Below are 13258 nucleotides of genomic sequence, written 5' to 3' on the forward strand. Positions count from 1 at the left end.
GGAACGAAGGTTCCTCGGTCGAATGTGTGACCTTCACCTGTGTGGGTCGTTGAGGAGCGTGGTGAGGGTTCGGTTGGTGCGGGGACGGTGGTGATGTCGCCTACCGCATCCACGAGGACACCACACGCGACCGCTGGTACCTCACCGCCTCCTGGACCAACCCTGCGACCAAGACCGTGCCGCTCGCCACCGTCCGCGCGGGCGGCCTGGCGGGGGTCGACACCAACGCCGACCACCTGGCCGCCTGGCGCCTGGACACCCACGGCAACCCCATCGGCGCGCCCAGACGGTTCGGCTACGACCTCTCGGGCAGTGCCGCCCACCGCGACGCCCAGGTCCGGCACGCCCTGATCGGCCTGTTGCACTGGGCGCGCCGCCATCACCTCGCCCTCGCCATCGAGGACCTCGACTTCAGCGCGGAGGCGACGCGTGAGAAGCACGGCCGCCGCAAACGGTTCCGCACCCTGGTCTCCGGTCTGCCCGTGGCCAGGCTGCGGGCCCGGCTGGTGTCGATGGCCGCCGAACTCGGCATCACCGTCGTCGCCGTCGGCCCCGCCTACACCAGCCGCTGGGGCACCCAGCACTGGCAACAACCCCTCACCACCGCGAACAGGAAGACCACCCGCCACGACGCGGCAGCCGTGGCGATCGGAAGGCGCGCCCTCGGGCACCCGGTCCGGCGACGGACGGCACCGCCCCCTGCTCACCGGAGTGATGAGCAGGGGCATCGGACCGTCCAGGCCCCACCGGGCATCCCGGGGCGTGAGGGACCCCGCCCCCGCGTTCCCGGACCACGGACACGATCCGTGCCGCCCGGACGCGGAGCGAAGGCGGGCGACCAGGACACCCAACACCGTTCGGGGCGTCCGGCTGAGCACCAGTCCTGGCAACAGGACTCACTCCCGCTCAGTATCTAGGAACGGTACCGTGGATGTACTGGCCAGGGGGGCGGTAGTGGAGGGCGGTGGCGTCCATGCGTATCCGGGACGGCCGCGTCGATGACGTCGACAGCACCCCCGAGGTCCGGTGGGCCCCGCACGTGGGTACCGGGCTCGCCGAGGTGCGGGTCGTCGCGTCGGACCCCGCCACGGCCCAGCGGGTCGCCCGTGTCCTGCGCCGGGTGTTCCCCTGCGACGAACCCCGCAGCTACCCCGCGGGCGCCGACGGACGCGGCACGCTGCTCCATCTGACCGTCGATACCCGCCTCGCCACCGGCTCCGCGCACAAGGCCGCGCCGTGGCTGTACAGCAGCCGCTCCCAGGGCGAGCGCACCCACATCGACGAGCCCTGCTGCACGCACGCCGCGCCACCCGCGCCCGACGAGTACCGGACCGGCGCGTAGCCGCCCCGGCGGGCGCCGGACCGGCGGGTAGCACCCCCAGCGAGCGCCGGACCGACGCGTAGCGCCCCCCCGGCGGGTGGGTGTCGGGTGGCGGGTACTGGTCCGTCCGGGGTGTCGTGCGTCTCGCGTGGTGGCGGAGGTGCCGGGTCGCGCCGCGGTGAAAGTCTGTCGTCGCGAGGACACATCTGCGGGGGTGCCGGGACTAGGGTTGTCGCACGAGGCAGCCGGTGGATGGTCCCGGTGCCGGATCGCGCGCGGAGCACGGGTGCCGCGCCGTCGCCCCGGGCCCGCGTCAGGGCCCCTCCCGCGTCCCCGAAACGAAGGTGCCATGCCCGCTGAGAGCGCCCGCGTAGCCGGGAATCTCGACGACGACGACTACCCCGCCTACACCATGGGGCGGGCCGCCGACGTTCTCGGCACCACCCCCGCCTTCCTCCGCGCCCTCGGCGAGGCCGAGCTGATCACCCCGCTGCGTTCGGAGGGCGGCCACCGCCGCTACTCCCGCCGCCAACTGCGCGTCGCCGCCCGCGCCCGCGAACTCGTCGACCAGGGCACGCCCGTCGAGGCCGCCTGCCGCATCGTCTCCCTGGAGGACCAGCTCGACGCGGCCCTCCGGGTCAACCGGGACATGCGCCGGAGGCTGGGCGACCACGGCGCAGATACCTAGTCCCGCCGTTACAGAATTACAGGCGACGACGGGTCAAGAATTCACGTGCGTCGCCGAAAACACACGGGGGCTGCGGTCCTGCCTGTGTTAGCGTGATAGCAGTTGCAGTTTTGGTTGCCAGAGATTTGTTTCTTTGCAGAGCTTTCCGGATCTTTCCGGAGGGGTGATCATCGCGGCGACTCGGATCCGTAAAGTGCGGATCCGGCACTGCCCCCCAAGGGAGATTCAATATGGCATCTGGCACCGTGAAGTGGTTCAACGCGGAAAAGGGCTTCGGCTTCATCGAGCAGGACGGCGGCGGCGCTGACGTGTTCGCCCACTACTCGAACATCGCCACCAGCGGCTTCCGCGAGCTTCAGGAAGGCCAGAAGGTTACCTTCGACGTCACGCAGGGTCAGAAGGGCCCCCAGGCCGAGAACATCGTTCCCGCCTGACGCTGACGCGAACTGAACGACTGAGGCCCGCACTCTTGGGGTGCGGGCCTTTTCGCATTTTCTTCGGCTCATTCTTGCGAATCCTCGCGCGGCCCCTGCCGCCGGACGGAATTCCTCGATACGCCGCATCGAGGAGGGTTCCTTCATGAACCGCACCCGTCGGGGTCATGGCGGCTCCGGCCGCCTCCGCACGGAGACCGACACCAACCGATCCACCGGCGGCAGCCGCGGCGGCCGCTTCCGCGCGCAGGACGCGGGCCGGAAGCAGTCCCGCCCCGCCGGTACGCGCAGGAGCGGCGCGGGAGCGCGCTCCACCGCCCGCCCGCAGGAGTTCGCCCTGCCGGTCACCCTCACCGAGCCGCTGCCCGCGGTCGACTCCTTCACCGAACTCGACCTGCCGGCACGCCTGCTGACCGCGCTCGGCGCCGAAGGCGTCACCACGCCGTTCCCGATCCAGGCGGCCACCCTGCCGAACGCGCTGGCCGGCCGGGACGTGCTCGGCCGGGGCCGTACGGGCTCGGGCAAGACGCTCGCCTTCGGTCTGGCCGTCCTGGCCCGGCTGAACGGACAGCGGGCCGAGCCCCGGCAGCCGCTCGCCCTGGTCCTCGTCCCCACCCGGGAACTGGCCCAGCAGGTCACCGACGCGCTCACCCCCTACGCCCGCGCACTGCGGCTGCGGCTCGCCACCGTGGTGGGCGGCATGTCCATCGGCCGCCAGGCGAGCGCGCTGCGGGGCGGCGCCGAGGTCCTCATCGCCACGCCCGGCCGCCTCAAGGACCTCATAGAACGCGGCGACTGCCAACTCGACCAGGTCACGGTCACCGTCCTCGACGAGGCCGACCAGATGGCCGACATGGGCTTCATGCCGCAGGTCACCGCGCTGCTCGACCAGGTCGACGCCGACGGCCAGCGCCTGCTGTTCTCGGCCACCCTGGACCGCAACATCGATCTCCTGGTACGCCGCTACCTGCACGACCCCGTGGTCCACTCGGTCGACCCGTCCGCGGGCGCCGTCAGCACCATGGAGCACCATCTGCTCCACGTGCAGGACGACGACAAGCACGCCACCGCCACCGAGATCGCCGCGCGCGACGGGCGGGTGATCATGTTCCTGGACACCAAGCGCGCCGCCGACCGGCTGGCCAAGCATCTGCTCTCCGTCGGGGTGCGCGCCTCGGCGCTGCACGGCGGCAAGTCCCAGCCCCAGCGCAACCGGACGCTCGCCGGGTTCAAGGAGGGGAAGGTCACGGTGCTGGTGGCCACGAACGTCGCCGCCCGCGGCATCCATGTCGACGACCTCGACCTCGTCGTGAACGTCGACCCGCCCGGCGACCACAAGGACTATCTGCACCGCGGCGGCCGTACCGCGCGCGCCGGCGAGTCGGGCACCGTCGTCACCCTCGTCCTGCCGCACCAGCGCCGCGAGATGGACCGGCTGATGGCCGACGCCGGCATCACGCCGCGCTCCGCGCGGGTCCGCCCCGGCGAGCCCGAACTGCACCGCATCACCGGCGCCCGTACCCCGTCCGGCGTGCCCGTCACGCTCACCCTCACCGTCCCGGCACCGGCCGCCGCGCCGAGCGGTCGTAAGGGCACGCCCGGCCGCACCGGCACCCGGCGGAACGGCGGACGCGGCAGAACCGAACGCTCGGCGACCAGCCCCGGCACCGGTAAGGGCACCCGCCCCGACACGGGCACCGGCCCCAGCACCGGCGGGGGCAAGGGAACCGCCCGGAGCGGCGGTGGCCGAGACGGAACCGGTCGGAGCGGGAGCGGCCGAGAAGCGAGCGGCCGGAGCGGGAGCGACGGAACCGGTCGGAGCCGTGGCGGGCGCGGTCGGCGGCCCGCGTCCGGGAGCGACTCGTAGCGGCCCTTCCGGTGTCGCACCCCCTATCCCTGTGGAGGTATCCATGCGCTGTGTCATCGCCCGATTCCCCTTCGACCTGACCAAGAGCGAGGTCGAGCAGTCGTTGAACGGCATCGCCCCCGAACCGGTGGTCGGCGTGGCCGTGACCATCAACAGCCGTGTCTACCCGGTGATGCAGGTCGGGGAAGTGATCACCAGGCAGAACCGGCGCGACTTCACCACCGGTGAGATGCGCCGGGCACTGACCCGGCTCGGCTTCGCCTGCCACGACGCCGCTCCCCCCGCCCCCGCCGCCCCGGCCTGGAGCGCGCTCGCGGATGAGGGTGCGACGGGCTGGTGACCCGCCCCGTCGGCACCGCCGGCGGACGACGGCCCGCCCGCTGACCGGCCCCGCGCGCCGAAAACCCCTGGCCCCGTGGACGCCGGGCGTCCCATACTCCTGCGGGCGGACAGGGGGAGGGGCCCGTGGAGGTGTTCACGTGCGCGCGGTGCGACGCCGTGCTGACGGCGCCGCTTTCGCGGGTCGCGTGGATCGCGTACGCCCATCACACCTACGGCAACGGGCATGCCCTGCCCGTGCTGATGGAAGCGGGGACGTACGCCGTCGACCCGGAGCCGTCCGGACCGCCGTGGCGGCGGTGGAACGAGATCGACCCGGCCGACGCGGAGGCCCGCGGGGTGTTCGCGCCCGTGTACAGCCTGTCCTGCGGGGCGCCCGGCGCGATCGTCATGGCACCGGGCGACGCCCACGGCACCGTACTGATCCCCGAGCGCACCGGCGGATTCTGCTGCGGTCTCGACGGCCGTGACGGGCCCAACCTGGCCTGCGCCCGGTGCGGGCAGGAGGTCGGGACCCGTATCGACGACTGCTCCCTGTGGCAGGCCACCTGGCTCGCACCGAACGCCGTCCGCCGTGTCGCCGACGGGCCGCCCCGCCCGGTCATGACCTGGCCGGCCGTCGTGGAGCGGGAGCGCGGCAGCCCGCCGGTCGACGCGAACGGCGCTTGGAACCCCCGCTGGGAGCTGGCGGTCTCCGTGACGCTGGCCCATCTGGTGGCGGCCTCGGGCGGTGCGCCGGTCGGTGTCCCCGACGGTCCGCTCGCCGGGGCGTTCCGCCGGTCCCTCGACACCCTGCTCCCGCCGGGCCCGCCCGCCCTGCGCGCTGCCCTGGCCGGCCCCGGGCTGCCCGTCCCCGACCCGGTGCCGGACATCGCGATCGTCCCGCGCCATCCCCAGACCGGGGAGCCGTGGGCGCCGCCCCCCGGCGTCGCCGCCGTACCGCTCGACGCGGAGGTGTGGCTGGGGCTCGCCTTCCACGACGACCGCCCTCCCGTACCCGCGCACGGCCGGCTGCCCGACGGGGTCGAACGCGACGATCCCCTGCCGCCACGCCCCTGGCGGTCGCTGTGGCTCGTGGACCAGGTCTTCCTCCACACCCTGTCCCGCCTGCCCGCCGTCCGCGCGCCCCGGCTGCGCGCCCTGTACGACAGGGAATCGGCTCGGTACCTCTGACGCGGACCGCGTCGCGGCGGGGGCGGGGTCCGGGCCGCGGACCGGTGCCGTCAGGGCTGCGGAGCGGGTCGCGCCCAGGCCGCCGAACGGGGACGCCGCGCCGCCGAGCGGGGCCCTCTCGTCGAAGGCCCCGCTTCGCCGTCCGGACGGGTCTGCCGTGGGGGGTCGGGCCGTGTCTTCCGGGGCCGTCCGCGCCGTACGGCTCAGGCCGCCGCCTCGACGGTCCGCTCCGTCTGCCCCGTCACGCCGCCCCGGACGGTTCCGGTCGGCTGCTGCACCGTCCGGCGGCGGCGGGCCGGCATGCTGCCGACCGTCGGGTGGGCGACGCCCCAGGCCGCGCCCTTGCAGATGATCTCCTTGTAGAGGGCGGCGAGGCGGCCGGTGAGGGCCTTGGGGAGGGTCTGGTCGTCGGCGGTGACGAACTGGATCAGGCCCTCCTTGCGGCCGAGCGAGACGCACTGCTGGAAGTAGCGCACCGGGATCTTCGGCGGCTCGGCGCCGGTCAGGCGGGCCGCGATGGCGTCGGCGGCCTGCCACGCGGTGGGGACGCCCGAGGCGCACGACATCCGCAGCGGCTTGTCGCCGGGACCCCTCACCAGGGCCGCGTCGCCGATGGCGTACACCTCGGGGTGCGACACCGAGCGCATGGTCGAGTCGACCACGATCTGGCCCGTGTCCGACACCTCCAACGCGGTGGCCGCCGCGATCGGGTGGACGGCGAAGCCGGTCGCCCACACGGTGACCGCGGCCGGGACGGACACGCCGTCGGTCAGGACGCGGTCGGCCTCGACGGCGGTGACGGCGGCGTGCTCGTGCACGGTGATACCGAGCCTGCCGAAGACCTTCCGCAGGTGGGCCCGGCCCTTGTCGGAGAGCCAGTCGCCGAAGCCGCCGCGGGCCACGAGGGCGACGTCCAGGTCGGGGCGGCTCTCGGCGATCTCGGTCACCGCCTCCAGGCCGGTGAGTCCACCGCCGACGACGACCACGGGCTGTCCGGCGTCCAGCCCGGCCAGGCGCTCGCGCAGCCGGAGCGCCCCGGCGCGGCCGGAGATCTCGTGGGCGTGCTCGGCGGTGCCGGGGACGCCCTGCGGGTTCCAGCCGCTGCCGAGGGCGTAGACGAGGGTGTCGTACTCCAGTTCCTGCGTCCCGGTGCCGTGCGCGTCGACGACGGAGACCGTCCTGCGGTCCGCATCGATACCGGCGACCTCGCCGAGCTTCAGCTCCACGCCGGTGCCCGCGAACATCTCGTCGAACGGACGGGGCTTGAGGTCCTGGCCGACCGCCAGCTGGTGCAGGCGGACGCGTTCGACGAAGTCGGGCTCGGCGTTGACGAGGGTGATGGCGACGTCGTCGCGGTGCAGCCGCTTGGCGAGGCGCCCGGCGGCGGTGGCTCCGGTGTAGCCGGCTCCGAGAACGATGATGCGGTGCTGCATGTCCTGCTCCTGTCTGCGCGGGTCCGACGCTCTGCCTTGCTCGGTCACGCCCCTTGAACCGGGCAGCCCGCGGATTCCTGACAGGAAGAGGATGTGAACCAGGTCACACCTCCGTGGGGAGGGGTGACCTGGTGCGTCGAACGCCGTCGGACGCCGCCGGACGGCTCCCCGACGGGGTCGGGGCGGTGTGCGTCAGAAGGCGTGGAACAGGGGCTCGCCGTGGTCGGTGGACGCCCAGACCTCCGTCGCGCGTTCCAGCTTGTCGGGGTTGACCTGGCTGCGGAACGCGACGATGCCGTCCGCGCCGATCTCCAGGCAGGTGACCCCGACGACCCGGCCGTCGACGACCGCGAGGATCGCGGGGCCGCCGTTGGCCGTCGTGACGTGGATCGCGGCGGAGCCGCCGATGATGGCCCGCTTGGCCGGGGTCGGCTTGAACAGGCCCCGCATGAACTTCGCGACCGCGAGGGCGCCCTCGAACGCCTTGGCGCGGGCCGGGACCTTCCCGCCGCCGTCGCCCACCGCGATGGCGTCCGCGGTGAGCAGCTTGACCAGCGGCTCGGTCTTCCCGCTCGTGGCGGCCTCGAGGAACTCCTCGACGATCCGCCGGGCCGCCGCCTCGTCGATCTCCGTGCGCGCCTTGCCCGCCGCGACATGCTTCTTCGCGCGGTGGAAGATCTGCTGGCTGGCGGCCTCACTGAGATCGAGGATCTCGGCGATCTCCCGGTGCGGGTAGTCGAACGCCTCCTTCAGCACGTACACCGCCCGCTCGCCCGGGGTGAGGCGCTCCAGCAGGGTGAGGACCGCGTACGAGACGGACTCGCGCTGTTCGGCGGTGTCGGCGGGGCCGAGCATCGGGTCCCCGGAGAGCAGCGGCTCGGGCAGCCACTGGCCGACGTAGGTCTCCCGGCGGGCGCGGGCCGAGGTGAGCTGGTTGAGGCACAGGTTGGTGAGCACCTTCGTCAGCCAGGCCTCGGGTACCTCGATCCGCTCGGCGTCGGTCCCCTGCCAGCGCAGGAACGTCTCCTGCACGGCGTCCTCGGCCTCGCTCGCCGAGCCGAGGAGCCGATAGGCGATCGCCTCCAGACGGGGCCTCGCCGCCTCGAACCGGTCCACGTCGTCCATCGTCAACGCCATGTCCCGGATCCTAGGGCACCGCCCTCGGCGGTGCCCGGCGCCTAGCGCGCGTGACGGACGCCTCAGGGCCCGCTCACGCGCGGGAGTGGACCGGACGTCCCGTCAGGGCCGAGGGTGGGCGGCATGAGTGATCACCACGGGGTGTCCGCCGGGGCCGTCGAGCCCTCCGGGCGGGTGCCGGCGGGTACGGAGGCCGAGGAGATCCGGGAGTTCTGGGGGCGGCTCGGGCTTCCGGGGCTGATCGACGTCCACACGCACTTCATGCCCGAGCGTGTGCTGCGCAAGGTGTGGGAGTACTTCGACGGGGTCGGGCCGCTGACCGGCGGACTGGAGTGGCCGATCACCTACCGCGAGGAGGAGGCGGAACGGACCGCCCGGCTGCGGCGGTTCGGCGTACGTGCCTTCACGGCGATGCTCTACCCGCACAAGCCCGGCATGGCCCGCTGGCTGAACGGCTGGGCGGTCGACTTCGCCCGCCGCACCCCGGACTGTCTGCACACCGCCACCCTCTATCCCGAGCCGGACGCCGAGGCGTACGTCCGGGAGGCCGTGACGGCGGGCGCGCGGGTCTTCAAGGCGCATGTGCAGGTGGGGGCGTACGACCCGGCCGACGAACTCCTCGACCCCGTATGGGGACTGCTCGCCGAGGCCAGGGTCCCCGTGGTGATCCACTGCGGTTCGGGGCCCGCGCCCGGCAAGCACACCGGCCCCGGACCGATCACGCGGGTGCTGGCCCGCCACCCCCGACTGCGGCTGATCGTCGCGCACATGGGGATGCCCGAATACGAGGAGTTCCTGGACCTCGCCGAACGGTACGGGGAGGTGCGGCTGGACACGACCATGGCGTTCACCGACTTCTCCGAGGTCCTCGCCCCGTTCCCCCGCCGCGTCCTCCCCCGGCTGGCCGCCCTCGGCGACCGCGTCCTGCTCGGCTCCGACTTCCCCAACATCCCCTACCCGTACCTCCACCAGCTCCGGGCCCTGGAGCGGCTGGGGCTGGGAGAGGAGTGGCTGCGCGCGGTGTGCCACGACAACGGGGCGGAGCTTTTCGGACTGTGAACGCCGGTCAGGCGCGGTGGTTTGCGGCGGTTCCGGGTCAGGCGCGGCGGCGGCGCGCTCCCATGGCGTACGCGAGGCCGTACGCGGCGGCCGCGGCGAGAACGAGGCCGAGGGGCGAGAACCAGTCGACGCCGCCGTCCGCCTCGCTGGTCCACCACGCCTTAGCCGGGAAGAACGGCTCGTAACTCAGCAGGTCCCAGGCGGCGGTGGGCGTCGACTCGACCGCGTAGACCAGGGGCAGGGAGTTGGTGTAGCCGAAGAACGCGCCGAGCGCGGCGATGAGGGCCGCGCCGATCCGGGCGCCGTTGCCGCGGCCGCCCACCAGCCCGACGAGGAGCCCGACGATCGCCCCGTTGAGCAGGGCGTGCCCGAGGTAGAGGGCGTTGGCCGTGGTGAGCGTCTGGTCCTTGTAGGTGGCGACGTTGAGGACGGTGTACAGGAGCGCCACGAGGAACGAGGCGAGCAGCCCCAGGAGGACGGCGCCCACCGGGTGGCCGCCGGCGCGCGGGGGACGCCGCACGAAGGGCTGCGGCGCGAACGGCGGCGCCGGGTGCGTCCCGTGGACCGGCTGCGGCCCGTACCCGGGCGGCGGTCCCGGCGGCTGCTGCGGCGGGACGGGCTGCCCGTACGGCTGGTAGGGGTGCTGCGGCGGCGGTGGCTGGTTCATGGTGGTCCCCCGGTGTGAACTGGCTGGAACCGCAAGCTATCAACGGGATCGGTGAGGACCGGTCGGAGCGGCGGGCGGACCTTGTGAAGGACCGCTCGCGGGGCCGGTCAAGCACCGCTCGTGGAGCCGGGTGACGTACCTCGGGCGGGACGGCGGGAGGGTGTGCGGCGGCCCGTCGCCGTGCCGGCGACCGTGAGGACCGCGAAGAGGGCCAGGGCAGCGGCGGGGGCGAGGACGGTCCAGGGGGCCAGTTCGGCGTAGGGCTGGTTCTCGGAGAGGAGGCGGCCCCACTCCGGGGTGGGCGGCTGTTCGCCGAGGCCGAGGAAGCCCAGGGAGGCCAGGACCAGGACCGTGGTCGGCAGGCGCAGAAGCGCGTTGCGCAGCAGTGCGGGCAGGACCGCGGGGAGCAGGTGGTGGCGCAGGAGGTAGCCGGGTCCGGCGCCGAAGGAGACGGAGGCGAGCAGGTGGCCGCTGGCCCGTTCCTGTTCGAGGAGGGCGGACGTCTGGGCGGCGTACGGGGTCCAGCCCACGAGGCACACGGCGCAGGCCGCGCCCCACACGGAGGGGCCGGTCACCGCGGTCACGAGGAGGCCCGCGAGGACGGCCGGCAGCGTCGACACCACCTCGGTGAGGCCCGCGCCCGCCTGGGTCGCCGTGCCGATCAGGAGTCCGAGGAGGGCGCTGACGGCGGTGACCGCGAGGGCGACGGAGGCCGTGCGCAGAGCGCCGTGGCCGAGGCGGGCCAGCAGATCCCGGCCGAGCGCGTCGGTGCCCAGGGGGTGGTCGGCGGACGGCGGCAGCAGCCGGGCCGCGGTGTCCACATGGAGGGGATCGCGCAGGAGACCGGCCACGACGAGGGTGAGCAGGGCGAGGGCGCAGCAGCCGATGATCCAGGGCAGGGAGCGGGGCCGGGGCAGCGCGGGCGGATGCAGCGCGGGCAGGGCGCCGTCGCGCAGGGCCGGGCCGAGCAGGGCGCGGCGCAGCGCCTGGATCACCAGGCCCGCGCCGACGCCGAGGAGGACCAGGGCGAGGGTCGCCGTCTGGAGGGGCGGCAGGTCCTGGGCGATCGCGGCCTCCAGGGCGAGCCGGCCGAGACCCGGGATGTTGAAGATCTTCTCCACCGCGACGGCGCCGCCGACCAGGCCGACCACGGTCGGCAGGAGCTGCGGGAGCACCCCGGACAGGGCGCGGCGCAGCGCCGTGCGGGCGATCCGGCCGGGCGGCAGGCCGTAGGCGCGCCAGGTGCGGGCCCATGACTCGTGGAACGCGGCGGGCAGCGCCTGGTCGAGCAGTCCGCCGATCATCGCGCCGGAGGGCACGCCGAGGGCGAGTGCGGGCAGCACCATCGACGCCGGGCCCGTCCAGCCCTGCGAGGGGAACCAGCCCAGCCACACCCCGCACACCATCGCCAGCAGGGAGGCGAGGAGGAACTTGGGCAGCGCGGCGAGGACGGCCGCGCCGACGCCCGCCCGGCCCCGGAGCAGTCGCTGCCGCGACCCGAGGTACAGGGTGCGGGCGCTGACCAGCGCGGCCACCGCGGCGGTCACAACCAGCGCGCCCAGCATCAGGGTGAGGGAGACCACGAAGGCGGTCGTGACCTGCGGCAGGACGGGTTCGCCCGACACCCACGAGGTGCCCGCGTCACCGCGCGCCAGCCCTTCCAGCCACCCGCCGAGATGGACGAACGGCCCCTCGTCGAGGCCGAGTCGCTCCCGTACGGCGGCCAACTGGGCCGGGGTGGGGTCCTGTTCGGCGGAGCGGGCGCGCAGCACGGTGAGCGCCGGGTCGGTGCCGGACAGCCAGGGCAGGAAGGCGACGGCCGTGAGCAGGGCGGTGGCGGCGACGGCCCGGCCGGCCCCCGCCCGCCACCGGGTCGGCAGGCCCCGGGCGCCGGCCGTGGTGACACTCACCGGCGGCTACTGGATCCGGGTGTCGAGGTCGACGAGGGACCGCTCGCGGGGGTCGAGGAGGACGCCCTCGACGTCGTCGGCGATGCCCTGCACGACCTTCTCGTGGACCAGCGGGACGACGGCGTCGGTGCGCAGGATCTCCGCCTCGGCGCGCATGATCTTCTGGTGCCGCTCGGCGGTGTCGCCCTCCTCGGCGGCCGCCCGGATCGCCCGGTCGACCTTCGCGTCCTTCAGGCCGGCGATGTTGTAGACGCCGTCGCCGGTGTAGTCGCTGGCGAGGTAGGCGACCGCGTCGCCGGTGTCGAGGAGCGTGACGCGGGAGAAGACGAGCGCGTCGTACTTGCCGGCGAGGAGGTCGGCCTCCATCTGCGTGTACTCGCGGACGTCCTGCTTCACGGTGAACCCGGCCTTCTCCAGCTGCTGCTGGAGGACGGTCGCGGCCTCGGGCAGTTCGGTGCGGTTGGTGTAGGTGGCGAGCCGCAGGGTCCGGCCCTTCGTCTCCTTCCTCACCTGCGCGGCGGTCGCGGCCTTCGCCCGGCCGGTCACCTCCACGCGGTCGTCGGCGGCCCAGGGGACGGCGGGCCCGAACAGGCCCTCGGCCTTGTCGGCGTAGCCGCCGAAGACGGAGTCGACGAGGACGCCGCCGTCGACGGCCTCGCGGGCGGCGGCGCGCAGGGAGGCGTCGGTGAACAGGCCGCTCGCGGTGTTGAGGACCAGGCTGTCGGTGCGTACGGACGGCACCTCGTGGCGGGTGGCCTCGTCGAGGAGCTTCGCCTGGGCGGTGGGGATCCACTCGGCGATGTCGACGTCGCCGCCGCGCAGGGCGCCCGCGCGGGCCGTGCCGTCGGCTATCCAGCTGACGTCGATGCCGGGCGCCTCGGCCTTGCCGCCCCAGTAGCCGTCGTAGCGGTCGAGGGTGGCCTTGGTCTTGCCGCTGAGCCTGGTGATCTCGAAGGGGCCGGTGCCGGTGCCGATCGGGCTGACGGTGCCGTCCTTCGCGTACGCCTTCGGGGAGAGGATGGCGAGGGCGGGGCTGGCGAGCCGCAGCGGGAGGACCGGGTCGGCGGTCTTCGTGGTGAGGGTGACGGTGTCGGCGTCGTCGGCCTTCGCGGTCAGGGTGACGTCGCTGAGGACACGGGGCTTGGTCTCCGCCTCGTTCGCGTGGTCGAGGGCGTTGACCACGGTGTCGGCGGTGACCTCGGTGCCGTCCTGGAAGGTGGCCTCGCGCAG

At 73.8% G+C, this 13258-nt stretch carries 12 protein-coding genes and 1 pseudogene; 8 read left to right on the forward strand and 5 right to left on the reverse strand.

Features of this window, described 5'->3' with window-relative positions:
* Positions 1-95 precede the first annotated feature (95 nt).
* The 7 genes and pseudogenes from AOK23_RS34950 to AOK23_RS34980 all read left to right on the forward strand — a co-directional run.
* A pseudogene (locus tag AOK23_RS34950) lies at positions 96-917 on the forward strand (IS200/IS605 family accessory protein TnpB-related protein); the annotation flags it as partial.
* Positions 918-973: 56 nt separating this feature from the next.
* Positions 974-1342, forward strand: coding sequence for a hypothetical protein (locus AOK23_RS34955; RefSeq protein WP_338056551.1), 369 nt, complete (start codon positions 974-976; stop codon positions 1340-1342).
* A gap of 328 nt (positions 1343-1670) precedes the next feature.
* Positions 1671-2009, forward strand: coding sequence for a helix-turn-helix domain-containing protein (locus AOK23_RS34960; RefSeq protein WP_055716553.1), 339 nt, complete (start codon positions 1671-1673; stop codon positions 2007-2009).
* Between the two features lie 230 nt (positions 2010-2239).
* Positions 2240-2443, forward strand: a complete 204-nt coding sequence (locus AOK23_RS34965; protein WP_007383480.1) for a cold-shock protein — start codon at positions 2240-2242, stop codon at positions 2441-2443.
* 145 nt (positions 2444-2588) lie between these two features.
* Entirely contained in the window at positions 2589-4310 is a 1722-nt protein-coding gene (locus tag AOK23_RS34970) for a DEAD/DEAH box helicase (RefSeq protein ID WP_079049882.1), read from the forward strand.
* 43 nt (positions 4311-4353) lie between these two features.
* The gene (locus AOK23_RS34975; protein ID WP_055716554.1) at positions 4354-4650 is read left to right on the forward strand and encodes an SCO5918 family protein; all 297 of its coding nucleotides are present in this window, start codon (positions 4354-4356) and stop codon (positions 4648-4650) included.
* A 125-nt stretch (positions 4651-4775) separates the two neighbouring features.
* Positions 4776-5822 carry a hypothetical protein gene (locus tag AOK23_RS34980; RefSeq protein ID WP_055716555.1) on the forward strand — a complete coding sequence of 349 codons (1047 nt, stop codon included), beginning with the start codon at positions 4776-4778 and terminating at the stop codon, positions 5820-5822.
* Positions 5823-6025: 203 nt separating this feature from the next.
* On the opposite strand, the gene AOK23_RS34985 is transcribed toward AOK23_RS34980, so the two are convergent.
* A complete protein-coding gene (locus AOK23_RS34985) occupies positions 6026-7255 on the reverse strand; it encodes an NAD(P)/FAD-dependent oxidoreductase (RefSeq protein ID WP_055716556.1) in 1230 nt (409 codons plus the stop codon).
* 192 nt (positions 7256-7447) lie between these two features.
* Positions 7448-8392: an RNA polymerase sigma-70 factor gene (locus tag AOK23_RS34990; RefSeq protein ID WP_055716557.1), complete on the reverse strand. Its 945-nt coding sequence runs from the start codon at positions 8390-8392 to the stop codon at positions 7448-7450.
* A gap of 123 nt (positions 8393-8515) precedes the next feature.
* On the opposite strand from AOK23_RS34990, the gene AOK23_RS34995 reads away from it, so the two are divergent.
* On the forward strand, positions 8516-9451 hold the full coding sequence (locus tag AOK23_RS34995) for an amidohydrolase family protein (protein ID WP_055716558.1): 936 nt from the start codon (positions 8516-8518) through the stop codon (positions 9449-9451).
* A gap of 37 nt (positions 9452-9488) precedes the next feature.
* Here the strand turns inward: AOK23_RS34995 and AOK23_RS35000 are convergent, their stop codons facing one another.
* The 3 genes from AOK23_RS35000 to AOK23_RS35010 form a co-directional block, all read right to left on the reverse strand.
* Positions 9489-10118 carry a hypothetical protein gene (locus AOK23_RS35000; RefSeq protein ID WP_055716559.1) on the reverse strand — a complete coding sequence of 210 codons (630 nt, stop codon included), beginning with the start codon at positions 10116-10118 and terminating at the stop codon, positions 9489-9491.
* Positions 10119-10225: 107 nt separating this feature from the next.
* On the reverse strand, positions 10226-12028 hold the full coding sequence (locus AOK23_RS35005; RefSeq protein ID WP_055716560.1) for an ABC transporter permease subunit: 1803 nt from the start codon (positions 12026-12028) through the stop codon (positions 10226-10228).
* 6 nt (positions 12029-12034) lie between these two features.
* Positions 12035-13258 (reverse strand): ABC transporter substrate-binding protein (locus AOK23_RS35010; RefSeq protein WP_055716561.1); only part of this gene is annotated, 1224 nt, incomplete at its 5' end.

The organism is Streptomyces torulosus (assembly GCF_001419765.1).
Lineage (GTDB): Bacteria > Actinomycetota > Actinomycetes > Streptomycetales > Streptomycetaceae > Streptomyces > Streptomyces torulosus.